Source organism: Hymenobacter artigasi (genome assembly GCF_012275535.1).
Lineage (GTDB): Bacteria > Bacteroidota > Bacteroidia > Cytophagales > Hymenobacteraceae > Hymenobacter > Hymenobacter artigasi.
Window position 1 is genome coordinate 1 of the sequence record NZ_JAAVTK010000014.1, and the last position, 23182, is coordinate 23182.

Annotated in this window: 22 protein-coding genes; 8 read left to right on the plus strand and 14 right to left on the minus strand. The window is 59.8% G+C overall.

Features of this window, described 5'->3' with window-relative positions:
- Positions 1–99 precede the first annotated feature (99 nt).
- The 3 genes from HBN54_RS18630 to HBN54_RS18640 all read left to right on the plus strand — a co-directional run bounded on the left by HBN54_RS18630 (position 100) and on the right by HBN54_RS18640 (position 4331).
- A complete protein-coding gene (locus tag HBN54_RS18630) occupies positions 100–1005 on the plus strand; it encodes a LysR family transcriptional regulator (RefSeq protein ID WP_168674744.1) in 906 nt (301 codons plus the stop codon).
- A gap of 167 nt (positions 1006–1172) precedes the next feature.
- Entirely contained in the window at positions 1173–2375 is a 1203-nt protein-coding gene (locus HBN54_RS18635; RefSeq protein ID WP_168674745.1) for a threonine synthase, read from the plus strand.
- Positions 2376–2498: 123 nt separating this feature from the next.
- Complete coding sequence (locus HBN54_RS18640) at positions 2499–4331, plus strand: polysaccharide deacetylase family protein (RefSeq protein ID WP_168674746.1); 1833 nt, start codon at positions 2499–2501, stop codon at positions 4329–4331.
- 26 nt (positions 4332–4357) lie between these two features.
- On the opposite strand, the gene HBN54_RS18645 is transcribed toward HBN54_RS18640, so the two are convergent.
- The 5 genes from HBN54_RS18645 to HBN54_RS18665 all read right to left on the minus strand — a co-directional run bounded on the left by HBN54_RS18645 (position 4358) and on the right by HBN54_RS18665 (position 8853).
- Positions 4358–4624, minus strand: coding sequence for a DUF167 domain-containing protein (locus HBN54_RS18645; protein WP_168674747.1), 267 nt, complete (start codon positions 4622–4624; stop codon positions 4358–4360).
- 69 nt (positions 4625–4693) lie between these two features.
- Positions 4694–5452, minus strand: a complete 759-nt coding sequence (locus tag HBN54_RS18650; protein ID WP_168674748.1) for an endonuclease III domain-containing protein — start codon at positions 5450–5452, stop codon at positions 4694–4696.
- 194 nt (positions 5453–5646) lie between these two features.
- Positions 5647–6627 carry a hypothetical protein gene (locus HBN54_RS18655; RefSeq protein ID WP_168674743.1) on the minus strand — a complete coding sequence of 327 codons (981 nt, stop codon included), beginning with the start codon at positions 6625–6627 and terminating at the stop codon, positions 5647–5649.
- Positions 6628–6820: 193 nt separating this feature from the next.
- Positions 6821–7231 carry a response regulator gene (locus HBN54_RS18660; protein ID WP_168674749.1) on the minus strand — a complete coding sequence of 137 codons (411 nt, stop codon included), beginning with the start codon at positions 7229–7231 and terminating at the stop codon, positions 6821–6823.
- A gap of 119 nt (positions 7232–7350) precedes the next feature.
- Positions 7351–8853 carry a sensor histidine kinase gene (locus tag HBN54_RS18665; RefSeq protein ID WP_168674750.1) on the minus strand — a complete coding sequence of 501 codons (1503 nt, stop codon included), beginning with the start codon at positions 8851–8853 and terminating at the stop codon, positions 7351–7353.
- Between the two features lie 81 nt (positions 8854–8934).
- Here HBN54_RS18665 and HBN54_RS18670 point away from each other — a divergent pair, with 81 nt between their 5' ends.
- Positions 8935–9762 carry a TrmH family RNA methyltransferase gene (locus HBN54_RS18670; RefSeq protein ID WP_168674751.1) on the plus strand — a complete coding sequence of 276 codons (828 nt, stop codon included), beginning with the start codon at positions 8935–8937 and terminating at the stop codon, positions 9760–9762.
- Here the strand turns inward: HBN54_RS18670 and HBN54_RS18675 are convergent.
- The 5 genes from HBN54_RS18675 to typA form a co-directional block, all read right to left on the minus strand.
- The gene (locus HBN54_RS18675; RefSeq protein ID WP_168674752.1) at positions 9759–10136 is read right to left on the minus strand and encodes a hypothetical protein; all 378 of its coding nucleotides are present in this window, start codon (positions 10134–10136) and stop codon (positions 9759–9761) included. The two genes, HBN54_RS18670 and HBN54_RS18675, sit on opposite strands and share 4 nt — an antisense overlap.
- An 81-nt stretch (positions 10137–10217) precedes the next feature.
- Complete coding sequence (gene galB / locus HBN54_RS18680; RefSeq protein ID WP_168674753.1) at positions 10218–12671, minus strand: beta-galactosidase GalB; 2454 nt, start codon at positions 12669–12671, stop codon at positions 10218–10220.
- An 83-nt stretch (positions 12672–12754) separates the two neighbouring features.
- On the minus strand, positions 12755–13282 hold the full coding sequence (locus tag HBN54_RS18685; protein WP_168674754.1) for a DUF6630 family protein: 528 nt from the start codon (positions 13280–13282) through the stop codon (positions 12755–12757).
- A 10-nt stretch (positions 13283–13292) separates the two neighbouring features.
- Positions 13293–13820 carry a hypothetical protein gene (locus tag HBN54_RS18690; protein ID WP_168674755.1) on the minus strand — a complete coding sequence of 176 codons (528 nt, stop codon included), beginning with the start codon at positions 13818–13820 and terminating at the stop codon, positions 13293–13295.
- A gap of 148 nt (positions 13821–13968) precedes the next feature.
- Positions 13969–15780 carry a translational GTPase TypA gene (gene typA, locus HBN54_RS18695; RefSeq protein WP_168674756.1) on the minus strand — a complete coding sequence of 604 codons (1812 nt, stop codon included), beginning with the start codon at positions 15778–15780 and terminating at the stop codon, positions 13969–13971.
- A 229-nt stretch (positions 15781–16009) separates the two neighbouring features.
- Here typA and msrB point away from each other — a divergent pair, with 229 nt between their 5' ends.
- The 3 genes from msrB to HBN54_RS18710 all read left to right on the plus strand — a co-directional run bounded on the left by msrB (position 16010) and on the right by HBN54_RS18710 (position 17950).
- Entirely contained in the window at positions 16010–16558 is a 549-nt protein-coding gene (msrB, locus tag HBN54_RS18700) for a peptide-methionine (R)-S-oxide reductase MsrB (RefSeq protein ID WP_168674757.1), read from the plus strand.
- 157 nt (positions 16559–16715) lie between these two features.
- Entirely contained in the window at positions 16716–17507 is a 792-nt protein-coding gene (locus tag HBN54_RS18705) for a DUF3050 domain-containing protein (RefSeq protein WP_210428114.1), read from the plus strand.
- A gap of 71 nt (positions 17508–17578) precedes the next feature.
- Positions 17579–17950, plus strand: coding sequence for a hypothetical protein (locus HBN54_RS18710; RefSeq protein WP_168674758.1), 372 nt, complete (start codon positions 17579–17581; stop codon positions 17948–17950).
- A gap of 154 nt (positions 17951–18104) precedes the next feature.
- Here the strand turns inward: HBN54_RS18710 and HBN54_RS18715 are convergent, their stop codons facing one another.
- A complete protein-coding gene (locus tag HBN54_RS18715) occupies positions 18105–18722 on the minus strand; it encodes a hypothetical protein (RefSeq protein ID WP_168674759.1) in 618 nt (205 codons plus the stop codon).
- A gap of 345 nt (positions 18723–19067) precedes the next feature.
- Here HBN54_RS18715 and metG point away from each other — a divergent pair, with 345 nt between their 5' ends.
- Entirely contained in the window at positions 19068–21110 is a 2043-nt protein-coding gene (gene metG / locus HBN54_RS18720; RefSeq protein ID WP_168674760.1) for a methionine--tRNA ligase, read from the plus strand.
- 72 nt (positions 21111–21182) lie between these two features.
- Here metG and pth read toward each other — a convergent pair whose 3' ends face one another.
- From pth to HBN54_RS18735, 3 genes are all read right to left on the minus strand, one after another.
- On the minus strand, positions 21183–21749 hold the full coding sequence (gene pth, locus HBN54_RS18725; RefSeq protein WP_168674761.1) for an aminoacyl-tRNA hydrolase: 567 nt from the start codon (positions 21747–21749) through the stop codon (positions 21183–21185).
- A gap of 186 nt (positions 21750–21935) precedes the next feature.
- Positions 21936–22508, minus strand: coding sequence for a 50S ribosomal protein L25/general stress protein Ctc (locus HBN54_RS18730; RefSeq protein ID WP_168674762.1), 573 nt, complete (start codon positions 22506–22508; stop codon positions 21936–21938).
- A gap of 91 nt (positions 22509–22599) precedes the next feature.
- Positions 22600–23181 (minus strand): hypothetical protein, encoded by a 582-nt coding sequence (locus HBN54_RS18735; protein WP_168674763.1) that lies wholly within the window; start codon positions 23179–23181, stop codon positions 22600–22602.
- Position 23182: the final 1 nt, after the last annotated feature.

Genomic DNA, 23182 nt, shown 5'->3' on the forward strand with positions numbered 1-23182 from the left:
CGACACCTGGTCTCTACATAGGGTAGCCGGCCGGGGTGGTTATCCGAAACCAAGAACGGGGTTTTATCCTATACCCCAAATCTACAGGTCTCTACAATTATGCTCTCCCATCCCCACGAAGTCTTCCTCGAAGTAGCCCAGCGCCTGAGCTTTACCAAAGCCAGCCAGGCCTTGTTCATCAGCCAGTCGGCGGTGAGCAAGCAGGTGAAGGCGCTGGAGGAGCACTACAAAACCGGCCTCTTCGAGCGCCTGGGCAGCAGCATCCAGCTCACGCCGGCCGGCCTCAAGCTGTACCAGAAGCTGCTGCAGGCCAAGCAGCTGCAGCAGGAGCTGCACCAGGAAATGAGCGCGCTCAGCGCCGATTTTGCGCCCACGCAGCACCTTGTCATCGGGGCCAGCACCACCATCTCGCTCTATGTGCTGCCGCCGGTGGTGTCGGCCTACCTGCGCCTGCACCCCAACCGCCAGCTTAGCCTCAAAAACCGCAATTCCGATAACATCCTGCGCGCCTTGCTCGACCATGAAATCGAGCTCGGCATCATCGAAGGCATCCACAAGGTGAGCAACGTGACCTACACGCCCCTGCTCACCGACGATGTAGTGGCCGTGTGCGCCGCCAACAATCCGCTCGAACACCGCACCCTCGAAGTTCACGACCTGCTCAGCACGCCGCTGGCCCTGCGCGAGGCCGGTTCCGGCACCCTCGCCGTGCTCGAAGAAGCCCTGGCCCGGCACCGCATCAAGCTGGCGGCCCTGCCCGTGCGCGTGCGCCTGGGCGGCACCGAGGCCCTCAAAAACTTCGTGCGCGTGGATACCTGCCTGGCTTTCCTGCCCCGGCAGGCGGTGGTGAAGGAGCTGGCCTCGGGCGAATTCGCAGAGGTAAAAATCAATAATTTCCCCCTGAAACGGGAGTTCAATTTCATCCAGCGCAAGGGCACCGAGAACAACGCGCCCTACAAGGATTTTCTGCAGTTCACGCGCCGCTACTATTCCGATAGGGCATAGGCTATTCCAAATACCCATGCCCGGAAGGCATACCCTGGGTGAAGTCGTTCCGTACTTTGTGCCATGAAATAGTGAGGTATGAAACGGTGAGATGGTGGGTTTGACGTTCCATCAACGCCAATAGAAAATCATGCTCGCTAGCTCACCACTTCACCATCTCACCAACGATGAAACTGGTCGCTTCCGAATCCCTATCCCGCCTGGCCGTGCTCCATTGCTCCGCCTGCGACACCGAATACTCCGCCTTCGACCTGCAACGGGTTTCGGCCTGCTGCCAGGTGCCGCTGGTGGCCGATTATGACCTGCACCAGCCCCTCAGCCGCGCCGTCATCGACCAAGCCGATACCTCGATGTGGCGCTATGGCGCGCTGCTGCCGCTGCTGCACGAAGAAAACAAAGTCACCCTCGGCGAAGGCCTCACGCCGCTACTGCGCCTGCCGCGCCTGGCCGCCCGCCACGAGCTGGCCCACCTGCTGCTGAAAGACGAAGGCCAGAACCCCACCGGCTCCTTTAAGGCGCGCGGCCTGAGCATGGCCGTGTCCAAAGCCAAGGAGATGGGCGTGGAAGGCTGCATTATTCCCACGGCTGGCAACGCGGGCGTGGCCCTGGCCGCCTACTGCGCCCGCGCCGGCCTGCGCGCCGTGGTGGTGATGCCCCGCCACACCCCCCAGGCTTTCCAGGAAGAATGCCTCTGGTACGGGGCCGAAGTGGAGCTCGTCGATGGCCTCATCAGCGACTGCGGGGCCCGCGTGCGCCAGCGCAACGCCGACGGCGCCCTGCTCGACATCTCGACCCTGAAAGAGCCCTACCGCCTCGAAGGCAAGAAAACCATGGGCTACGAAATTGCCGAACAGCTGAACTGGACGCTGCCCGACGTGCTGCTCTACCCCGCTGGCGGCGGTACCGGCCTCATCGGCATCTGGAAAGCCTTCCAGGAAATGAAGCAGCTCGGCTGGCTCGCCCCCCATGTGAAACTGCCGCGCATGGTGGCCGTGCAGGCCGAAAACTGCTGCCCGCTCCTCGAAACGTACGAGGGCCGCCAGCCCAACTGCCACAACTACCACGGCCACGCTACGCTGGCCAACGGCCTGGCCGTGCCCCACCCGCTGGGTGAAAACATGATGCTCCGCGTGCTCCGCGAGTCGCACGGCACGGTGGTGAGCGTGAGCGAAGAAGGCATGCTGGACGGCATGCGCGACCTCGGCCACCAGGAAGGCCTGTTCGTGGCCCCCGAAGGCGGCGCGGTGTGGACGGCCGCCCGCCAGCTCCTGGCTACCGGCGCCATTCATCCCGACGAGAAAATCCTGCTCCTGAACACCGGCAACGGCCAGAAATACATGGACAACGTGGCCGGCCGGGCCCGGGGGTAGTTGGAAAGGGTAGGAGGGTAGGAGGGTAGAAAGGTGAGAGTTGATATTGCAACAACACAACTCCCACCCTCCTACCCCCATACCCTCTTACCCTTTCAAGCCGCTCGGCAATACCTTTGCCCCATGCGCATTCTCCACGTTCTTTCGGCTGAGTTTTTTGCGGGCTCCGTGGCCTATGCCGTGCAACTGGCCGAAGCCCACCGCGCCCAGGGCCACCAGGTATGGGTAGTGGCCGATGCCGATAAGCTGCCCACCGGGGCCACGCTGGTGTGGGCCGGCATCAGCAACCGCAGCTACCGGCAGCGGCTGCGCAACGCCCGCATCATCCGCCAGCTTGTTAAAAAAGAACGGATTGATGTCGTGCACTGCCACTCGCGGGCAGCCAGCTGGGTGAGCTATTTCGCCCTGCGCGGCTTGGCGGTGCCGCTGGTGAGCACCGTGCACGGCCGCCAGCACCTGCACACTTCCACGTCGCTGCTCGATGTGTACGGCGACAAAGTCATTGCCATTTGTGCCAATCTGCGCGAGCACCTCATCAGCGAGGTGAAGATGGACGCCGCCAAAATCGAGGCCATTCCCAACGGGGTAGCATTCGGGAACGAAGAACTGGCAAGCGAGGATTTCGCCTTGCGAATTTCCTTCATCGGGCGCTTCAATGGGGGCAAGGGCGAGCGGGCGGCGGCGCTGCTGGCACAGGTGTTCCCGGCCTTGCTGCGCGAGTTTCCGGCGTTGCGGGTGGCCCTCATCGGCGGTGAGCTGGAACACTTGCCGGCGGCGGGCAAAACGGCCCTGGCGCAGCTTCAGGCCGATTTTGGTGAGCGTATTGAGGTGGTGGGTTTCAGTGATGACGTACCCGGCTGGCTGGCCTGCACCACGCTGGTAATTGGGGCGGGGCGGGTGGCCATTGAGGCGCTGGGCGCGGGCCGGCCCGTGCTGGCGCTGGGCGAAGCCAGCTACGAGGGCCTCGTCACAGAAGATACTTTTGCCCCGGCGGCAGCGTCTAATTTCGGCGACATTGCGGCCCGGCTAAGCGCCTCGGAAGTCGATTTTGCTGCCCTGCTGGTCGATGCGCAAGGCTTTTTGCGGCAGCCGCAGGCGGTGCCGGCCGCGCTCCGGCAGCAGGTGCAGGCACACTACAGCCTAGCCACCATTGCGGCGCGGGTGCTGGAGGTGTACCAGGCCGCCCGAATGCAAAAAGCCGTCCCTGGCTTTATTCCGGTGCTGATGTACCACAAAATCCCCGATGCGCCGCTGGCCACCAAGCACCATATTTACGTCACGAAGGACAATTTTGAAAAGCACCTGGCTTATTTCAAAAAGCAGAATCTAACGCCCATAACGTTTGCCGATTATTTGAAATATGCAAACGGTGAACGGTCCTTGGCTGATTTTCCAGCGCGCCCCATCATCCTCACGTTCGACGACGGCTATACCGATAACTACACCAACCTGCTGCCCCTGATGCAGCACTACGGCTACCGGGGCGTGCTGTATTTGTTGGGCGATGCCGACGTGCGCCACAACCAATGGGACCTGGTCGCTGACCCCACCGAGCCCCGCTCCGACATAATGGACCTGGCCCAAAAACGGGCTTTCGTGGCTGCCGGCTGGGAAATCGGCGCGCACACCATGTCGCACCCGCGCCTCACCACGTTGCCGCTGCCCGAAGCCGCCGCCGAAATCCAGCGCAGCAAAGCCGCCCTCGAAGCCGACCTGCAAACCGAAATAGTGACCTTCGCCTACCCCTACGGCGACCTGAACGAAGCCGTGAAAGACACCGTGCGCGAAGCCGGTTTCGCCTTGGGCATAGCCACCGACACCGGTGGCCTCACCATTGAGGCCGACCGCATGCAGGTGTTCCGGGTGAACATGTTTCCGAACGAATCCACCAGCAGCCTGTTCAAAAAAACCTCGCCCTGGTACCGCAAATACTACCGCTGGAAGCGCGGAAAGTAAGCCTGCCGCTGGTGAAACAGCCGCTTTTACGAAATCAATTCGGCCAGCACCCGCTGCCCTTCTTCTTCGCTCACACCCTCAATCTCCAGCTTTTTGAACGGGGCCGTGTGCCCGCTCAGCAGCAGCACGCGGCTTTTGGGCACGGCAAAAACGGTGGCCAGAAAGGCCAGCAGCACGGCATTGGCCTGGCCTTCCTGGGGCGGCGCTTTCAGGCGCACGGTCAGGGTGCCATCGGCGGCGCGCAGCAGCTGGTTTTGGCGGGAGTTGGGCTTGGCCCGCAGGTGCAGAATCATGCTTTTATTTAGTGTTGGGGGCAATAAAGAATACCATGCTGAGCGAAGTCGAAGCGTGATGTTCTTTAATTATCCGGCAGCCTTACCGCCCAGCCGCGCCTGCCCAAACGGGCACTGGTCGAGCACCACGCAGCGCCCGCAGGCCGGCGAGGAGAAATAGCAGCATTTCTGGCCGTGGAACATGAGCGCCTCGTGGTGGTCGTACACCTGCTGGGCATCCCAGCCGGGCGGGAGCAGGGCTTCGAGCAGCTTGTGGGCCGGCCCTTCGCCCACCTTCGGCCCGATGAGGCCCAGGCGCTGCGCCACGCGGTGGTGGTGGCTATCCACGGGCATGGCCGGAATGCGCAGCGTGCTGAACAGAAGCGTAGCGGCGCTGGTTTTTGGCCCCACGCCGCTGATGCTTTCCAGCCAGGCGCGGGCTTCGGGAATGGGCATTTCGGCCAGGAAATCCAGCGCACACGGCGCATCGGTGCCGCAGCGCTCGCTGATTTCGCGCAGCACGGCCTGAATGCGCGGGGCCTTTTGCTCGGGCCAGGTGCAGGCCCGAATGGCATGCTGCACGGCCTCGGTGGGCGCGTCGCGCACGGCCTCCCAGGTGGGAAACGTGGCCCGCAATTCCTGGTAGGCCCGGTGGGAATCGGCGTTTTTGGTGCGGTGCGAAAGCAGGGCACTCACCAGCTCGCTCAGCGGGTCTTTGGTGCTGAAAAACGGAAAAGGAGCCCCGTACTCGGCGCATAGCCGCCCATGGACCAATAAGGCTTTGGCTTGGCGGGCAGCAAAATCGGCGGCCTGCGCTTCGGCAGTGGCGGTAGCAGCGGCAGTTTTCATGCCCGGGCCTACGCGGCGAGCTGGGGTGGTGTTACGCTGCGCTTAATGAAGAATGAAAGCAACTGTCATCCTGAGCTTGCGAAGGACCTTATCACGCCAAAACGACTTGCAGTAATTAATATGGTGCAAGTCGTTTTGGCGTGATGAGGTCCTTCGTTTCTGCTTCTAAACGCAGAATGCTCCGGATGACAATCTCACCGCGTCGAGTTATAAAGCGCAATGGCCTGGCGCTGGTTATTAGACTGCTTGCTTTGCAGCACGATGGGCACGATAAGCACCGGAATAGCCGCGTAAACCAGTGGCGAAATGCCGGCCTGGCCATCGCCGGGGCGCAGCGACTGAAACAGTCCGGCCACCAGCAGCCCGCCGCCCACCACGTAGCTGCCCAGCGTGAGGCGCTGGTAACGACGCGAATCCAGCAGCAGCTCCTGCGACCCGGCATTGTCGCGGGTGGCCAGCATCAGGTTGTTGTTGGTCAGGTTTTGAATGGGGCCATTGTCTTTGGAAAAATATTCGGTTTTCACGGTGCGGTAGCCGCCGTAAGGGTAGCCGCCAAACCCGCCGTAGCCCATGCCATAGCCGCCGTAGCCATAGCCCGGGTAGCCCCCAAAGCCGCCCGGCCCCGAGCTGTACTGCGAGGAAGTGATGGAATACAGGCTGATGCGCCCGGTTTTTTCGCGGCGCAGCGTGGTTTCCCGCGAGGAGTTGGGCAGCGTGGTGCGCACGTAGTGGCCGGTTTCATCCTCGTAAAACCCGATTTCCGCCAGCTCAAACTTCTGCCGCCCATCCAGCAGCAGATAGGAGCGGCCGAAGAGCGGATTCTTCGTTTCCACGTCATTGGCAGAATATATCATCCCGTTTTTTAGGCCCACCTGGAAGCGGGGCGCGCGGGTATTATTGCCCGGCAGCTGGCCGGCCGGCGTGGGGGCATACACGGGAGCCGGTGCGGCCATGGGGCCGGGCAGCGGCGCCGTTACCGCAGAACGGCGCGAAGAATCGGGCGGGGCCACGGGCACGGTTTCCAGCTGGCGCGGGGCTGGGGCCGGGCGGGGCCGCACGGGCGTGGGCATGGCTGGCGGCGCACCCAGCTGGCGGGGGCCATCGTCCTGGGCCTGCGCCGCGCGCCCACCCAGCAAAACCAGCAGCAGGGCCGGATATAAAACGGGAATTTTCATACGGAAGGACAGCAATTAGGACCAACAGGCCGAACAAGGTACCCATGTCCCGCCAATAATACCGAACCACGCGCCGCCGCCCCGCAATAGGACCGGCAAACCGCGAAAACCGAACGTTGGGAAACGCCAGCAAATTCCGCACTTGTATCGTGAAGCGCAAGTGAACCCGCAATCGTGCCGGCCCCGCCCGGCGCTACTTGAGCAGCTTCTCTAGCAGGCTTAGGCTGTCCGACAGGTCGTTGCCGGTTTCAAAGTCCAGCGGCTTCAGAATATAGCCGCTCACACCCAAGGTAGTAGCGTCGGCGCGGTCCTCCTCCATGCTGGAAGTAGTGGTAATGAATACCGGAATGTGATGAAATTCGGGGTTGCCGCGCAGCTCGGTCAGAAATTCGATGCCGTTCATGCGGGGCATGTTCAGGTCGAGCAGAATGACTTCGGGCAGGGGGCGCAGGGCCTCCGCGCCGTTGCGGCCCAGGAGCAGGTCCAGGGCCTCCTCGCCGTTGAAGGCGGTGTGCAACTGGTGCGGTACGTTGAATTTGGCGAAGGATTTTTCCGCCGTCATCGTATCAAAAATATCGTCTTCGACTAGTAAAACAGAGCGCATAAGTAGGTAATGATTAGTGGGTAGCTATAAGCTCGCCCGTCATTTTTAGCTGTCATCCTAAAGCTTGCGAAGGATGACAGCTAAAAATGACGGTTCTGCTCGCCGTTATTGAAATTGCCTTATTTCGGCCACGTAAAGATAAAACCAGCCCCCTGCCCCACAGCCGATTCGACGCGAATAGTGCCCTGCTGCTCGTTAATAATTTTTTGCACGATGCTCAGCCCGATGCCCGTGCTTTCGGCCGTGTGCCGGTCGCGCAGGGTCTGGAAGAGTAGGAAAATTTTCTGGTGGTATTCCGGGGCAATGCCCGGGCCGTCGTCCTGCACCCGAAACTCATAGCAGCGGCCAATGTCCCGGCACGTCACGTCCAGGTGGCCCGCCCCGCGCTGGTGGTATTTCACGGCGTTCGAGAGTAGGTTGGTGAAAACCTGTTGCAGGCTCAGCCGGTCGGTTTCGAAGGTGGGCATATCGGGACCGATGCGCAGCGTGAAATCGGGCGGTACCACCAGGTCGGCTACCTCGGTCAGAAGCTGGTTCACGTCCACCGTCTCGCGTGACTGTGCGGTGCGGCCCACGCGGGCGTAGGCCAGCAGGCCGTTTATCAGGTCTTCGAGGCGCGCCAAACGGCCCTTCATCTGGTCGAGATAGGTGCGGAGCTGGGGCGAGAGCTCGGCGGCCAGCTCGTCCTCAATCCATTTTACGATGGTGGTCACGCCGCGCAGAGGCGCTTTCAGGTCGTGCGAGGCCACGTAGGCAAACTGGTCGAGCTCGTGGTTGCGCTTTTCCAGGGCGCTGAAACTGCCTTCCAGCGTCTGGGTCATGTGGTTGAGCGACGCGGCCAGGCCGCCGAGGTTATCCTCGGCATCATCCGTGATTTTAACCGTGTAGTCGCCCTGCACTACCTGCTCGGCCAGCTTCCGAATCTGGGCAATGCGGCGGCTCACCTGCGCGTTCACGTCGGCTAGCTCGCTTTGCAGGCGGCGGTTGTCTTCCAGCTCCTTCACCACCTTTATCACCAGCCACACCACAATCAGCACGGCCAGCACCGCCGAAACCAGCACCACGATGGGCGTAGCTTTTTCAAAAACCTCCTGCGACGCACTGCGCTGGGCCAGCAGGGCCAGCTCGCTGGTATTGATGCGGGCGTACAGCAGCCGCACCTGACGCAGGGTCTGGCGGTCGGTGTCGAGCAGCGTTTGCATGGCCGACTGGCTCATGGCTTTTTTAATCTCCGTAAGGGGCCGCAGAATGCGAAACTCCTGTTCCACCAGGCCCCGTAGCGAATCGAGGCGGGCGCGCTGGTCAGGGTTGTCCACCGTTAGGGCCTGCACGCGTTCCAGGGCGGCGGGTAGCTGGCCAGTGGCCATGCTGTAGGGCCGCAGATACACCGTGTCGCCGGTGAGCAGGTAGCCGCGCGTACCCGCCTGGGCATCTTTGAGCACCGCCGTGATTGTTTCGGCCTCCTGCAGCACCTGATAGGTGTGCTCCACGTTCCGGGTTTGCACGCTCAGGCCCCGAATGCTCCAGAACGAAGCCGCCGCCGTGAGCAGCAGCACGCCCACGGCCAGGGCAAAGCCCACAATAATTTTGGTATTCGATTTGGTGTTCGATTTGACGTTCATCGGCAGCGAAGGTAATGGCCGGCCCTACGCATCCCGCTGCCGCCGGGTTGGCTCCGGCCGCTGGCCCGGTATCTTTGCCCCATGTCATTTGCTCCCCTCGACCGCCTCAGTAGCCCCCAAAACCCCCGCATCAAGCAGCTCCTGAAGCTCCAGCAGAAATCGGCCGAGCGCCGCGCCCTCGGCCTCACCCTGGTCGAGGGCCTGCGCGAGCTTACCATTGCCGTGGAGGCCGGCGTATCCGTAGCTACCATTTACTCCTGCCCCGAGCTGGCTGGCGAAAACGGTATTTCGGAGCTAAAAAGCCTATTTTTCGACAAAAAAGATGCACCCGAGTGGTTCGAAGTCACGCGCCCCGTCTTCGAGAAAGTGGCCTACCGCGAAGGCTCCGATGGCCTGCTGGCCGTGCTCCGCACCCCCGCCCGCACCCTGGCCGACCTCCGCCTACCCGCCAACCCGCTCCTCCTAGTACTCGAAGCCGTGGAGAAGCCCGGCAACCTCGGCGCCATCCTCCGCACCGCCGACGCCGCCCCCGTTGATGCCGTGCTCATCGGCGATGCGCGCACCGACCTCTACAACCCCAACACCATCCGGTCCAGCATTGGCTGCGTGTTCTCAGTACCCGTAATTGCCGCGCCAATGGCCGAAATTATGGCTTTTCTGCATGCCAAAGGCATTCGCAGCTACGCCGCCGCCCTCACGCCCACAGCCCATTCCTACCTCGCCTGCGACTTTCGCCAGCCCACGGCCCTCGTCCTCGGCACCGAAGCCGACGGCCTGACCCCCGCTGCCCTCGCCGCCTGCGACGAAACCATCATCATCCCCATGATGGGCCGCATCGACTCGCTCAACGTGAGCGTGGCCGGCGCCGTGCTGGCGTTTGAAGCCGTACGCCAGCGTACGGCCAATTAGGCGGCTTCGGGATTCTCCAGCTTGGTCACGCGGGTATCCAGTTGCTTAATTTGCTGGTCGGAGCTGTCGTAACGGTCATTGCCCCGGTTCATCGCATCCAAAATGGCGTTGGTCATGCTATTAAATGTTTGCGCAAGGTTATCCAAACCGGTTTGGAGGTCCTGGCGCAAGCCGACAACGTCCCCACGCAAGCCGCCAACTTCTTCGCGCAAGCCACCAACGTCCCCACGCAAGCCACCAACTTCTTCGCGCAAGCCGCCAATCTGTTCTCTCATTTCTCGGCGCAGTGCTGCTATGTCCTCACGCATGGCGTGTTGCTCAATCAGAATCTCGGCTACTACTTCGGGTAAATCGCGCTTATCTCGGGGTTCCATAAAATTGGGTTGGGGAACGGTAGAACGTGAAACAAGATAAGGCGAAAATCGAACTTCCCCCACTTGCAATAGCTGCTGTAACTACTGCGTCCGTTGGGTTGAAAGTTCCAAGGAGCCGCTTTGCAATCCCTGGCTCGTGGCCTTCACCTGCACCGCGCCAGCCTTTTGGCCAGCCTGCACAATGGCCACCAGCTGCCCCTGAAACGCCCGCATCTGCGGCTGCTGAAAAGACTCTAGGCAAGTCGCGTCGCCGTTGCCGATGGCCCGGAAGCTACCCGCGCCGCTCACCACAAAGCTGAGCGACTGCGTGGCATCGGGGCAGAGGTTGCCTTGGGCATCCTCCACGCGGGCCGTGATGAAGGCCAGGTCTTTGCCATCGGCGGCTAGGGCCGAGCGGTCGGCTACCAGCCGGATGTGGTGCGGCGCGCCCGCCGTGCGTACTTCTTCGGTGGCCACCGCTTTGCCCTGGGCATCGTAGGCCACTATTTTGAGGGTGCCGGGCGCGTATTTCACGTTGTTCCACATCAGGCGGTAGCGGGTTTGGGGCTGGTCCGATGAGGCTTTGGTCTGGCGGCCCTGGCTCTGGCCGTTCACAAACAGCTCAGCCGAAGGGTAGCTCGTGTAAGCAAAGACCGGCGTGGTCTGGCCTTCGCGGCCGGGCCAGGTCCAGTGCGGCAGCAGGTGCAGCGTTGGGCTGGCCGTGTTCCAACGGGCGCGGTAGAGGTAGTACCGGTCTTTCGGCATGCCGGCCAAATCCAGAATGCCGAAGTAGGAGCTGTGCGAAGGCCATTTTTCGTCATAAGGCGTGGGCTCGCCCAGGTAGTCGAAGCCCGTCCACACAAACTCACCCATGACGTTCGGCAGGTCGTCCTGGGAGGCAAATTCCTCGTCCGGCGTCTGCGACCATACGCAGGCCTCCAGGTCGTACGACGACGACTGATTGTCCGGGTACTGCTTCTGCTTGGCCTTTTCGACCGGAAATTTATACACCCCGCGCGAGCTCACCGTCGAAGCCGTTTCCGCGCCCAGCAGGAAGCCCTGCGGCAGCTTGGCCAGGGCTTCGGCGTAGCGGTGGGGCTTGTAGTTGAAGCCGGGAATGTCGAGCACCGCCGCGATGCCGTACTTGAAATCGTCGTCGAAGCGGTCCAGGCCCATGGTCACGGGGCGGGTGGGGTCCTCACGGTGCACAATGTCCTGCAGGCGCTTGGCGATAACAGGGCCATTGGCATTGCTCTGGTCGGGCACTTCATTGCCGATGCTCCACATAATCACCGATGGATTATTGCGGTAGTGGTGCACCATGTTCACCAAATCCTTCTCCGCCCACGCATCGAAATACTGGCTGTAGCCATTTTTCACCTTGGGCGACTTCCACTCGTCAAACGACTCCACCATCAGCATCAGGCCCATCTCGTCGCACAGCGCCACCAGCTCCGGCGCGGGCATGTTGTGCGAAGTCCGAATGGCATCGCAGCCCAAATCTTTCAGCAGCGTCAGCTGCCGGCGCAGTGCTGCCGTATTCACCGCCGCGCCCAGCGGCCCCAAATCGTGGTGGTTGCACACGCCCTTGAACTTGCGCGGCTGCCCATTCAGCGAAAAGCCTACGCCCTTTTCAAATTTGAAAGAGCGGATGCCGAACGACGTCTGGTACGCATCTTTCAGTGCCTTGCCCGCATACAGCTTCGACGAAGCCGTGTACAGCACCGGCCTTTCCGGCGACCATAGCCGGGGCTGCGGCACCGTCAGGCGCTGTTCAAACGTGAGCCCGTTGGTCAGCGCCGTGCTGGTCGTGGCCACCACCTTGCCCGCCGCATCGCGGATTTCGGTATCGAGCCGCAATGGCTGAAACTTGCCACCCGGCGTTTCCACCTTGGTTTTCAGCACCACCTGGGCCTGCGCCGCCGTGATTTCAGGCGTGGTCAGGTAAGTGCCCCACACCGGAATGTGCACGGCATCCGTCACCACCAGGTGCACGTTGCGGTAGAGGCCCGCGCCGGGGTACCAGCGCGAAGCCTCGGGCTGGTTTTCCAAGCGCACGGCCAGCACATTGCCGTCGCCCGGCTTTAAAAAGGAAGTAATATCCAGCGAAAACGAGTTGTAGCCATATGGCCAAAACCCGGCTTCTTTGCCATTCACGAAAACGTGCGCGTTGCTCATCGCGCCATCAAAGAGCAGCACTGCCCGCTGGCCCGGACCAAAGCCCGGCACTGCCAGCCGCCGCCGGTACCAGCCCGTGCCAATGAATGGCAACCCACCCGTGCGCCCCGATTTCTGCGTGGCCTTCTGCTCCTGGTTCTGTTCGATTTTAACGACCTGTAAGTCGTTATTCCCGCTAAACGGCCCCGTAATGGCCCAGTCATGCGGCACGCTCACCGTCTGCCATTTGGCATCGGCGAAGTCCGGCCTGGCCGCATTCGGCACGTCGCCCTTCGAGAATTTCCAGTCCGAATCGAGTAAATACTCGTGGCGGTTTTGGGCGGTGGCAGCGATGGTGGCCAGCAGCAGGGCAGCGGCCAACAGGTTTTTCAGCAGCATAAGCGAGCAGGGTAGGAGTGTATTCGGGGTCGCAAGGTACGTGCCGCCGATTTTACACAATCGATTATCCTGCCCTGCCGGGGTTAGTACACCGTTACCCCAAAACCCAGTTCCAGCGCCAGCTGACGGGCTTCCTCGGCTTGCGCATCGGCCACCACGCTCAGGGCATAAGAGTCGCTATCCAGCGTAAAGAGCACCACTGCCAGGCCCACCGGCTCAGCCAGGTCCTGCACGATGTCAAGCGCTTCAGGGCCGGTCACCGTGGCGCGGCCGCTGGCGGGCTCATGCAGCCGCATTGATTTCTTCTGCTGCGTCAGCGTTTCGTTAATGCCGTAAACCAGGTCGGCCGCCGGGTCCTTCCAGTCGCTTTCCCACAGCAGCTCTTCAGCCAGCAGCGCATCAATAAGGGCCAAATCGCGCAGCTCCTGCACCGGCAGCGCCGCCACAATGCCGCGCTCCTCCAACTCCTCGGCAAACTGCTCCTGATAGGCGGCCGGGTCGCGCAGCACCAGCGCCAGCCGCTCGCTCACGCGCTGGGTGGCTTCGGCATCATTCAGCGTAAAAAGCTGCACGAAGCGGCTCAGATTTTCGGAGGATTTCAAATTCGTCATAAGTTAAAATTTAGCGGGGCTGTACGCCTTCCTGCTGCACTTCCAGCAGATAAGGAACCAGTGCGGCCGGGCGTATCGACAGCGGCAGCCGCCGAGTGGCATGGTACTGCCGGATGGTTTGATACAGTTGGTCGCGGCCGTTATTAATGGCCCGGACCATTCCAAACACCGATACGCCCAACAGGCTGAAAGCCATGGGTGCAACCCACGAATCGTAGTAATAAGCATTGTAATTGGGCGTGACACCATACGTAGCCGGATTCGGCTCGTAGTGTCGCCCAACAACGGTTACCACGGGCACCGGAATCGCGGCAAAGCGCATAATGTTGCGGCCGGTGTTCCACTTGGCGTAGTACATGCGGATGATGGCGCGCGCCGTGTCATTAAAGGCATAAGCGTCCTCAAAACCCGCGCGGGAGAGCTTGTATTCAGATTTGTCCGGGTGTTCGGTCATCGTTGCGGCCGGCGACTGGCCTCGTCCCGGCCGGGCCATAATGAGTAGGGCCAGCAATGGTAGCAGGGTAGATTTTTTAAGCATACGAGGAAGCATGGCAGGAAAGAAAATCAATTGTTCAGCGAACAATCAGTAAAAATAACGCACCGTTCGCATTCGCAGCTACTCATAAGCAAAACGCCCAGCCTCGGAGTCCGAAGCTGGGCGTTTTACTTATAAAATCAGGCGGCAATTAGTCAGCCTGCTTGGCGTAGCGCAGACGCTCGTTCTCGTCGAGCAGAATCTTGCGCATCCGAATCGACTTCGGGGTCACCTCCAGGTACTCATCCTTCTGGATGTATTCCATGGCTTCTTCCAGCGAAAACTGGCGCTTGGGGGTGATTTTGGCGTTGTCGTCGGTGCCCGAAGCACGCATGTTGGTCAGCTTCTTGCCTTTCTGGATGTTCACCGTCAGGTCATTGGGGCGGGTGTGCTCGCCAATAACCTGGCCGCCGTACACTTCCTCACCTGGGTCCACGAAGAACGAGCCACGGTCCTGCAGCTTGTCAATTGTGTAAGCCGTGCCAGCGCCGGTTTCCAACGAAATCAGCGAACCAGCAATCCGGCCGGGGATGGGGCCTTTGTGCTCCTCATAATCCACGAAACGGTGGTTCATGATGGCCTCGCCGCCGGTAGCAGTCAGCACGTTGTTACGCAGGCCAATCAGGCCGCGCGACGGAATGGTGAACTCCAAGTGCTGCAAGTCGCCCTTAGGCTCCATGATGGTCATTTCGCCTTTGCGCATGCTCACCAGCTCGATTACTTTGCCGGCCGATTCCTCGGGCACGTCCACCACGAGCAATTCGATAGGCTCGGTACGCTTGCCGTTGTCGTCTTCCTTGAACAGTACCTGGGGCTGGCCCACCTGCAGCTCGTAGCCTTCGCGACGCATGGTCTCGATGAGTACGGACAAGTGAAGAATGCCGCGGCCGAACACCAGGAACGTATCCTCCTTGTCAGTCGCCTCCACGCGCAGGGCGAGGTTTTTCTCGGTCTCTTTGAACAGACGGTCACGCAGGTGACGCGAGGTCACGAACTTGCCTTCCTTGCCGAAGAACGGCGAGTTGTTGATGGTGAACAGCATGTTCATCGTCGGCTCGTCGATGCTGATGCGCTCCAGCTGCTCGGGGTTGTCGTTGTCGGCGAGGGTGTCACCAATGTCGAAGCCTTCGATGCCCGACACGGCGCAGATTTCGCCGCTGCTTACTTCCGCCACTTTCACGCGGCCGAGGCCTTCAAATACGTGCAGCTCGCGGATTTTTACTTTTTTGATGCTGCCGTCGGCTTTCATCAGGCTCATGTTCGAGCCTTCTTTCAGCGTACCGCGGTGCACGCGGCCGATGGCGATACGACCCACGAACGACGAGTAGTCGAGCGAGGTAATCTGCATCTGAGGCGTGCCTTCCAAGGTCGGCGCGGGCGGAATCGAAGAGATAACCGCGTCGAGCAACGGAATCAGGTTGTCGGTCTTCACTTTCCAGTCGGTGCTCATCCAGCCCTGCTTCGAGGAACCGTACAAAGTCACGAAGTCGAGCTGGTCTTCCGAAGCGCCGAGGTTGAACATGAGGTCGAAAACCTGCTCGTGCACCTCGTCGGGGCGGCAGTTTTCCTTGTCTACTTTGTTCACCACTACAATGGGCTTGAGGCCCAGGGCAATGGCTTTGCCCAGCACGAAGCGGGTCTGCGGCATGGCGCCTTCAAAGGCGTCCACGAGCAGCAGCACGCCGTCGGCCAGCTTCAACACACGCTCTACCTCACCGCCGAAGTCGGCGTGACCAGGGGTGTCGATGATGTTGATTTTGGTGCCGTTGTAGCGAACCGATACGTTTTTGGAAACGATGGTGATGCCGCGCTCGCGCTCCAGGGGGTTGTCGTCGAGAATCAGGTCGTCGAAGTGCTGGTGCGCATCGAAAATCTTGGATGCGTGGATAATCTTATCCACCAGAGTAGTCTTGCCGTGGTCAACGTGAGCGATGATGGCAATGTTACGAATATTGTTGGCCATATGGGTTGGTTTTGCGGGTGCAAAGGTACAGATAAAAACGCGCAAAGCCTTGTGGTACTCAACTCTTAACCCAAGCCCCGCTGCCGCACCCTGCCGCGCAGCCAAGCCTGTCGCCCTAAATCGATTAGCTGGGGCGTAAGGTTCCCGGCGTTCTTTCGTCTAACCTCACGACCAAACCGGACGCCGCCGCCGTATGTTGGTCAGTTGTCATTAAAACCCCATCCCAACCATGCGCTTTTCCCTGCTGATATTATTTGTTTCGGTGCTCTCGCTCAACTCGGCCTGCTCGCAAAAGCGCGACGTAGCCGCCAATACGGCCTCCCCAGCCCGCACCGTGGGCGGCAAAACCTACTTCCAGGCGCAGCCCCTCACCGGTAAGCCCGACGAATTTGCGGTGCGCCACACCGATGCCGAGTGGAAAAAACTCCTCACGCCCGACCAATATTACATCCTGCGTGAGCAAGGTACTGAGCGTCCCTTCACCGGCAAATACCACGACAACCACGCCGCCGGCAACTATTACTGCGCCGCCGACCACAATTTTCTGTTCACTTCTGATACCAAGTTTGAGTCGGGCACCGGCTGGCCCAGCTTCTTCGCCCCGGCCGCCGCGACCAGCGTAAAAGTGGCTTCGGATAACAGCTTTGGCATGAGCCGCGACGAGATTGTGTGCGCCAAATGCGGCGGCCACCTCGGCCACGTTTTCAACGACGGCCCCAAGCCCACCGGCCAACGCTACTGCATGGACGGCAATGCGCTGGTTTTTGAGAAGAAATAAAAGAAAGCCTGGTGCTTTTCTGGGAAAATTAACAAAACAAAACCCTTTGGCAATCCAGGTCAAAGGGTTTTTCGTTTGTATAAACCATTTTTGAGGGCTTATTGTTGTACACAATAGGGAATTGGTAGTATTCAAATAGTTATAAAAAAGTTGCCATATGGAAGATGTTCTGGACCCCATCGAGTTTTTGCAGCAGGAAGTGGCCAGTACCCGCCAGCTACTGCTGAATAACGGACTGTACTACCGCCTCCAGTCCATGGCCGACCTGCGCCATTTCATGGAGCACCACGTATTTGCCGTGTGGGATTTTATGTCGCTGCTCAAAGCCCTGCAACGCGATTTGACCTGCGTCGACGTGCCGTGGGTACCCACGGCGAACCCGGCCACGCGCCGCCTCATCAACGAGATTGTGCTGGAGGAGGAAACCGACCTCGACCCGCAGGGCCAGCCCACCAGCCATTTCGAGCTCTATATGCGGGCCATGGAAGAATGTGGGGCCAACACCCAGCCCATTCGCCGGCTGGTGGCGGCAGTAGGGGCCGGCCGGCCGGTTTCCCAGGCCCTCACCGATGCGCAAGCCCCGGAGTCGGTGCGCCAGTTCGTCGAAACCACGTTTCGCATTGTTGAATCCGGTAAGGCGCACGCGGTAGCGGCCGCCTTCACGTTTGGGCGCGAAGATTTGATTCCGGCCATGTTCCGCCAACTGGTAGGTGAGCTGCGTACCCGGTTTCCCGGCCAGCTCGACACGTTTACGTACTACCTCGACCGCCACATCCAGCTCGATGAGGAAGTACACGCTCCGCTGGCCCAGCAAATGGTGCGCGAGCTGTGCGCCGACGACCCCCAGCGCTGGCAGGATGCCCAGCAAGTCACCATCGAATGCCTGGAAGCCCGAATGGCCCTCTGGGACGGCATCAAGCCCACCCAGGCCAGCCCCACGCTGGCGTAGCCAACCACCAGGCCTCACCCGCCGTTTGAAGGAGGCAGCCGCCTGGCTGCCTCCTTTTTACTTGTTCGGCCATGCTGACTTTTCAATTATTTACTGCCCGTCCCTGGCTGATGCTCGGGGCCGCTGCCCTGCTCTCGGCCTGTTCGGTGTCGGAGCAAAACTCGGAAACCGCCGCGCCCACCAGCACGCCCACCGAGGTTCGCACCGATGCCGACCGCCGCGCCATCTATAACAGCAACGGCGCGGGCACCAGCAATGGCTACGCCGTGCCCGATGCCACGCCCAACCGCGTGCGCCTCGGCGAGCAGGCGGCCAGCATCAACAGCCAGAAGCGCATCGAAAGCGTGAATACCAACGACCCCAACAACACCACGCCCGAAACTCGTCTGAAACGCCTCAATACCGATATTCCCGTGCCATTGAATCCCCCCCCCCGGCCCTGATGTGCCGCCCGCAGCATCAAAGCTGCGTGGCAGGCCCGCCAGAACATCGGGCTGCATAATTTTCAGCACTTCCTGAACTGCCTGCAACGAAAAAGCCCGCCCCGATTATTCGGAGCGGGCTTTCTGCCACTAGCAGCACTGTGGCTGAAGCAGGCTATTCGCTTGCCTCGCTCGTGCCGGGGTTATCGGCCGAGTTCATAACGTCGGTTGCTGCGGGCTCGGGGGCGGGGGCCGCCTGAGCGCGGGGCTTGGGGCCCCGCTTGGCACCCGTGCTGGCCGAGGCGGCAGCAGCGGCTGGCTTGGGACCGCGCTTAACGCCGGTGGCTTTGGCAGCCGTGGTGCTGGGCTTGCGGCCCCGGCCACTGGCAGCCGTTGCGGTCGTTTCCTCATCGGCATCGCGGAGGGCGCGGGCCTTGCGGGGCGTGCCGTCTTTGTTCAGCGTAGGGCCTTTTTTGCGGCCTGCCGTGGGCTTGCCGGTAGCTGCGGCCGAAGCAGGGGCTTCGTTCGGGCTATTGTCGGTAGCGGCCGCGCCGGATACCGAGTCGTAATGCCGCACAATGGTGTGCAGGGCCTGCTCAAACATGCGCTCCGTGTCGCCATCAAGGCGGCGTGTAGCTTCTTTCACCACTTCCTTCAGCTTGGCCTTCGTTTCTTTGCGAATGCGTGCCACTACTTCATTCATGCGGCCGTTCAGCTCCTTTTGCAATTGCTTGGCGGCCGACTTGAGGGATTTCTTCTGACTGGCTTTTTTGCTGGCGCGTTCGTCGTTCAAGTCAGCGGAGGCGCGGCCTGCGCTTTTGGCCGATTTACGGGCTGCTTTATCTTCCGGTGTGCGTTTCGCACGTTTTTCCGTTTTAAGCGGAGAAGCAGGTTTTTTCATCTGAAAAAAATTGATTGGTGAAGGGTGAAATAGGCGAAAGGAAGTCGATTGAGTGGCGCTATATTTTAATTAAGCACGCTCAAATATAAAATCATTTAAGCGTCAAACGGTTTGCTCGGTTTTTTTGTTGATTTAATTCTGTACTTTTTTTAATCGTTTCTTTGCAACGGGGAATAATTGCCCTGATTTTCTGCGAAAAATAATCCTCGCATCCCCGCCTTTTTATTTTTGATTTTTATGTCACTTCTTCCTAAGCGATACACCGTTACCGCTGCTTTGCCTTATGCCAACGGGCCGGTGCACATCGGGCATTTGGCCGGGGTTTATTTGCCCGCCGACATTTATGTGCGCTACCTGCGCTCGGCCGGCCGCGATGTAAAATTTATTTGCGGTTCCGATGAGCACGGCGTTCCCATCACCATTCGCGCCCAGAAAGAGGGCGTTACGCCCCAGCAGGTGGTCGATAAATACCACGCCCTGATTCGGGATTCGTTCAAAGATTTCAACGTTTCGTTCGATGTGTATTCGCGCACGTCGTCGGCTACGCACGCCGAGGTTTCCAGCGGTTTTTTCACCAAGCTGAATAACGAAGGCAAATTCATCGAGCAAACCACGCAGCAGTATTTCGACGAAAAAGCCCAGCAATTTCTGGCCGACCGCTACATTGTGGGCACCTGCCCCAATTGTGGCAACGAAAATGCCTACGGCGACCAATGCGAGCGTTGCGGTACCTCGCTTAGCCCGACCGAGTTAATTAATCCGCGCTCCATGCTCAGCGGCGCGCAGCCTGTTTTGCGCGATACCAAGCACTGGTTTCTGCCCCTCGACCAATACGAGCCCTGGCTGCGCGAATGGATAATTGAAGGCCACAAAAACGACTGGAAAACCAACGTGTACGGCCAGTGCAAATCCTGGATTGACCAGGGCCTTCACCCCCGCGCCGTCACGCGCGACCTCGACTGGGGCGTGCCCGTGCCAGTGCCCGGGGCCGAAGGCAAAGTGCTCTACGTGTGGTTTGACGCGCCAATCGGCTACATATCCGCTACCAAAGAAGCTTTCCCCGACGAGTGGGAATTATACTGGAAAGATGCCGGCTCTAAGCTGGTGCATTTTATCGGCAAGGATAATATCGTTTTCCACTGCATTATTTTCCCGGTAATGCTGAAGGCGCACGGCGAATTTATTCTGCCGGATAACGTGCCCGCCAATGAGTTTCTGAACCTTGAAGGCGATAAAATCAGCACCTCCCGCAACTGGGCGGTGTGGCTGCACGAATACTTGCAGGATTTCCCCGGTCAGGCCGATGTGTTGCGCTACGTGCTGTGCGCCAATGCCCCCGAAACCAAGGATAACGACTTCACCTGGAAAGATTTTCAGGCACGCAACAACAACGAATTGGTGGCTACGCTCGGTAATTTCGTAAACCGCGCCGCCGTGCTCACGCACAAATTCTTCGAAGGCAAAGTGCCGGAATTGGGCGAATTAACGCCTATCGACCAGGATGCTTTCGCGCAGCTGGCTGAATTTCCGGCGAAAGTAGGGGAGCTGATTGAAAATTACCGCTTCCGCGATGCCCTTGCTGAAGTAATGAATCTGGCCCGCCTCGGCAATAAATACCTGGCCGAAACCCAGCCCTGGCACCTCATCAAAACCGATGCCGTCCGCACCGGTACCGTGTTGAATGTGTCGCTGCAGATTGCCGCTGGTCTGGCCCCGCTGCTGGAGCCGTTCCTGCCCGAATCGGCCCAGAAACTGGCTACCATGCTCAACCTGGAACTAGGCAACTGGGCCAGCGCCGGCCGGCCCGATGCCCTCGCCGCCGGCCATCAGCTGCGCGAAGCCGCGCTGCTCTTCGGTAAAATTGAAGATGCCGTGGTCGAAACCCAGGTGCAGAAATTGCTCGACACCAAAAAGGAAAATCAGTTGGCCAACACCCCCGTCATGCCGGCCAAAGACGATATTTCGTTCGATGATTTTGGCCAGATGGATTTGCGCATCGGCACCATTACGGCCGCCGAGAAAGTAGCCAAAACCAAAAAACTCCTCAAGCTCACCGTCGACCTGGGCCTGGAAGAGCGCACCATCGTGAGCGGCATCGCCGAGCATTTCATCCCCGAGGCCCTGATTGGCCAACAGGTGCAGGTATTGCTCAACCTCGCGCCCCGCGAAATCAAAGGCATCAAAAGCCAGGGCATGCTGCTCATGGCCGAAAATGCCGATGGCAGCCTCGCCCTCATGCAGCCCGGCACCCCCGTGCGCAACGGCAGCAGCATAGCGTAAGTTAGAGAGAAAAAAAGCACGTCATGCCTCGGCTGCGCCCGGCATGACGTGCTTTTTATGTCAGCCAGCCGCTTACTTCACATTCACGATATTCATCGCCCGTTCCAGCCCCATGGCCCCGAAGGCCAAAACCGCTTCGCCGGCTTTTTCAATGCGTGTGGGCAGTTCGATTAATTCATCTTTCGAAAACGGGTCCAGTACATAATCCACCTGCCGGCCTTTGGGGAAATTCGCATCCACGCCAAAGCGCAGGCGGGCGTATATATCGTTGCCCAGCGTGGCCTGAATATCCTTCAGGCCATTGTGCCCGCCGGCCGAGCCCTGGCCTTTCAGGCGCAGCTTGCCGAAGGGGAGGGCCAGGTCATCGGTCACGACGACCATATTTTCGGCTGTGATTTTGAGCGTGGCCAGCCAGTGGGCGGCGGCTTTGCCGCTGAGGTTCATGTAGGTGGTGGGCTTCACCAGCACGTAGGTGTGGCCTTTGTGCTTAAATTCGGTGGTGAAGGCGTGACGGCCAATTTCGAAGCGTGGCGCGTCGAATTTAGCGGCCAGATAATCAGCCACCATGAAGCCGATATTGTGGCGGGTGTCGGCGTATTCGGGGCCAATATTGCCCAGGCAGAGAACCAAAAATTTCATCGCTGATTTTCGCTGATTAATCGTGATTTCGCTGATGCACGGCTCAGTAGAGAGAATGGAATCCTTATTTACGACAAGGTAGAGACAAAGAAAAAGGCGCTTCGGGAGAAGCGCCTTTTTCTTTCCTTATTTCGAGATGACACCGCAATCAGCAAAATCACGGTTAATCAGCGAAAATCAGTGGTATTATTTGCCAGCGGCCAGCTCGCCTTTCAGGGCACGCGGGATGGTGATGGTGGCGATAGGCGCCTCGGCGCTGGTGAGGATGGTGTAGCCCTTCGGCTCCACGGCACCCACCTTGATGGATTTGCCCAGCTCCATGGTGCCGATGTTCACTTCCACGTAGTCGGGGAGGTTGTCCATTGTAGCGCGCACGCGCACTTTGCGCAGCTTGCTCACCAGCTTACCACCGGCCAGTACGCCGGGCGAAACGCCTACGTACTTCACGGGGATGTCCATTTTCACCTCTTTGCCTTCTTCCAGTTCCAGGAAGTCAACGTGGAGGAGCATTTCGTTTACGGGGTGGAACTGGGCGTCCTGCACAATTGCCTTGTACAAGGTGCCTTCCACGTTCAGGTCCACAATGTGCGCCTCCGGCGTGTACAACAGTTCGCGGAACAGGATAGCGGGCACGGAGAAGTGCACGGTATCGGTGCCGCCATACAATACGCACGGTACTTGAGCGTCGAGGCGCAATGCCTTGGCGTCCGTTTTACCGAGATTCGCTCTTTTAAACCCTACAATCTCGAGGCTTTTCATAAAAGTGGTTTTTGGGGATGATAAATGGCCCGTTCGCCTCCAACGTTGGGGGCAAACGGGCCGCAAAGGTACGGGTTAGTGCTATAAAAACCTACGGCTTAATGGGATTGAACTCGATGGTGGTGAAGAAATGGCGGGCATCTTCGGCCGCCCCCGGTTCCTGCGGCATCGAGTACGAACACCGGAATACATAAAGCTTCTGGCCCACCACTACCCAGGTCAGCTCCAGCGCCGCCGGTATCTGGTGGTAGTCATCGAAGCCGCTGTATACCTGGTGCATCGCCTTGCCGCCGGGAGCAGATGGCAGGGTGATGGGGTAGCTGGTCTTGAGCCGGGCCTTCGCAAATGACTTGTCCGGCAATCGCATCAGCTCAGTCAGAAACCGGTCAACATCCGGCACCCATACCTGGCCCGGCTTCAGCGCACGGGCAGGAGCGGGGGGAGGCGTAAAAACCAGGGCGTCGAAATCATTATCCGAAGTGCTGGTGGCAAATACAGCCACCCCGGAGGAAAGCAGCTCATCATCGAACGTGCCGGCGTAGGGCATCCGTACCGACGCTACCGAGTCGAGCCGGGTAACTTGCCAGGGTGCTGATACCTGGGCCTGGGACGGGAGGCAAGCCAGCCCACACAAAAGCCCGGCAAATGGTAGAAATTGGGTTCGGAAAGGCATT

Bases quoted from the DNA above. Each gene is read 5' to 3' on its own strand.
- HBN54_RS18730 (WP_168674762.1), bottom strand. From the start codon at position 22,508: ATGAAAAGCCTCGAGATTGTAGGGTTTAAAAGAGCGAATCTCGGTAAA.
- HBN54_RS18655 (WP_168674743.1), bottom strand. From the start codon at position 6,627: ATGAAAATTCCCGTTTTATATCCGGCCCTGCTGCTGGTTTTGCTGGGT.
- galB (WP_168674753.1), bottom strand. From the start codon at position 12,671: ATGCTGCTGAAAAACCTGTTGGCCGCTGCCCTGCTGCTGGCCACCATC.
- HBN54_RS18650 (WP_168674748.1), bottom strand. From the start codon at position 5,452: ATGAAAACTGCCGCTGCTACCGCCACTGCCGAAGCGCAGGCCGCCGAT.
- HBN54_RS18645 (WP_168674747.1), bottom strand. From the start codon at position 4,624: ATGATTCTGCACCTGCGGGCCAAGCCCAACTCCCGCCAAAACCAGCTG.
- pth (WP_168674761.1), bottom strand. From the start codon at position 21,749: ATGAAATTTTTGGTTCTCTGCCTGGGCAATATTGGCCCCGAATACGCC.
- HBN54_RS18635 (WP_168674745.1), top strand. From the start codon at position 1,173: ATGAAACTGGTCGCTTCCGAATCCCTATCCCGCCTGGCCGTGCTCCAT.
- msrB (WP_168674757.1), top strand. From the start codon at position 16,010: ATGCGCTTTTCCCTGCTGATATTATTTGTTTCGGTGCTCTCGCTCAAC.
- HBN54_RS18705 (WP_210428114.1), top strand. From the start codon at position 16,716: ATGGAAGATGTTCTGGACCCCATCGAGTTTTTGCAGCAGGAAGTGGCC.
- HBN54_RS18675 (WP_168674752.1), bottom strand. From the start codon at position 10,136: ATGGAACCCCGAGATAAGCGCGATTTACCCGAAGTAGTAGCCGAGATT.
- HBN54_RS18710 (WP_168674758.1), top strand. From the start codon at position 17,579: ATGCTGACTTTTCAATTATTTACTGCCCGTCCCTGGCTGATGCTCGGG.
- typA (WP_168674756.1), bottom strand. From the start codon at position 15,780: ATGGCCAACAATATTCGTAACATTGCCATCATCGCTCACGTTGACCAC.
- HBN54_RS18685 (WP_168674754.1), bottom strand. From the start codon at position 13,282: ATGACGAATTTGAAATCCTCCGAAAATCTGAGCCGCTTCGTGCAGCTT.
- HBN54_RS18660 (WP_168674749.1), bottom strand. From the start codon at position 7,231: ATGCGCTCTGTTTTACTAGTCGAAGACGATATTTTTGATACGATGACG.
- HBN54_RS18670 (WP_168674751.1), top strand. From the start codon at position 8,935: ATGTCATTTGCTCCCCTCGACCGCCTCAGTAGCCCCCAAAACCCCCGC.
- HBN54_RS18665 (WP_168674750.1), bottom strand. From the start codon at position 8,853: ATGAACGTCAAATCGAACACCAAATCGAATACCAAAATTATTGTGGGC.
- metG (WP_168674760.1), top strand. From the start codon at position 19,068: ATGTCACTTCTTCCTAAGCGATACACCGTTACCGCTGCTTTGCCTTAT.
- HBN54_RS18640 (WP_168674746.1), top strand. From the start codon at position 2,499: ATGCGCATTCTCCACGTTCTTTCGGCTGAGTTTTTTGCGGGCTCCGTG.
- HBN54_RS18630 (WP_168674744.1), top strand. From the start codon at position 100: ATGCTCTCCCATCCCCACGAAGTCTTCCTCGAAGTAGCCCAGCGCCTG.
- HBN54_RS18690 (WP_168674755.1), bottom strand. From the start codon at position 13,820: ATGCTTAAAAAATCTACCCTGCTACCATTGCTGGCCCTACTCATTATG.
- HBN54_RS18735 (WP_168674763.1), bottom strand. From the start codon at position 23,181: ATGCCTTTCCGAACCCAATTTCTACCATTTGCCGGGCTTTTGTGTGGG.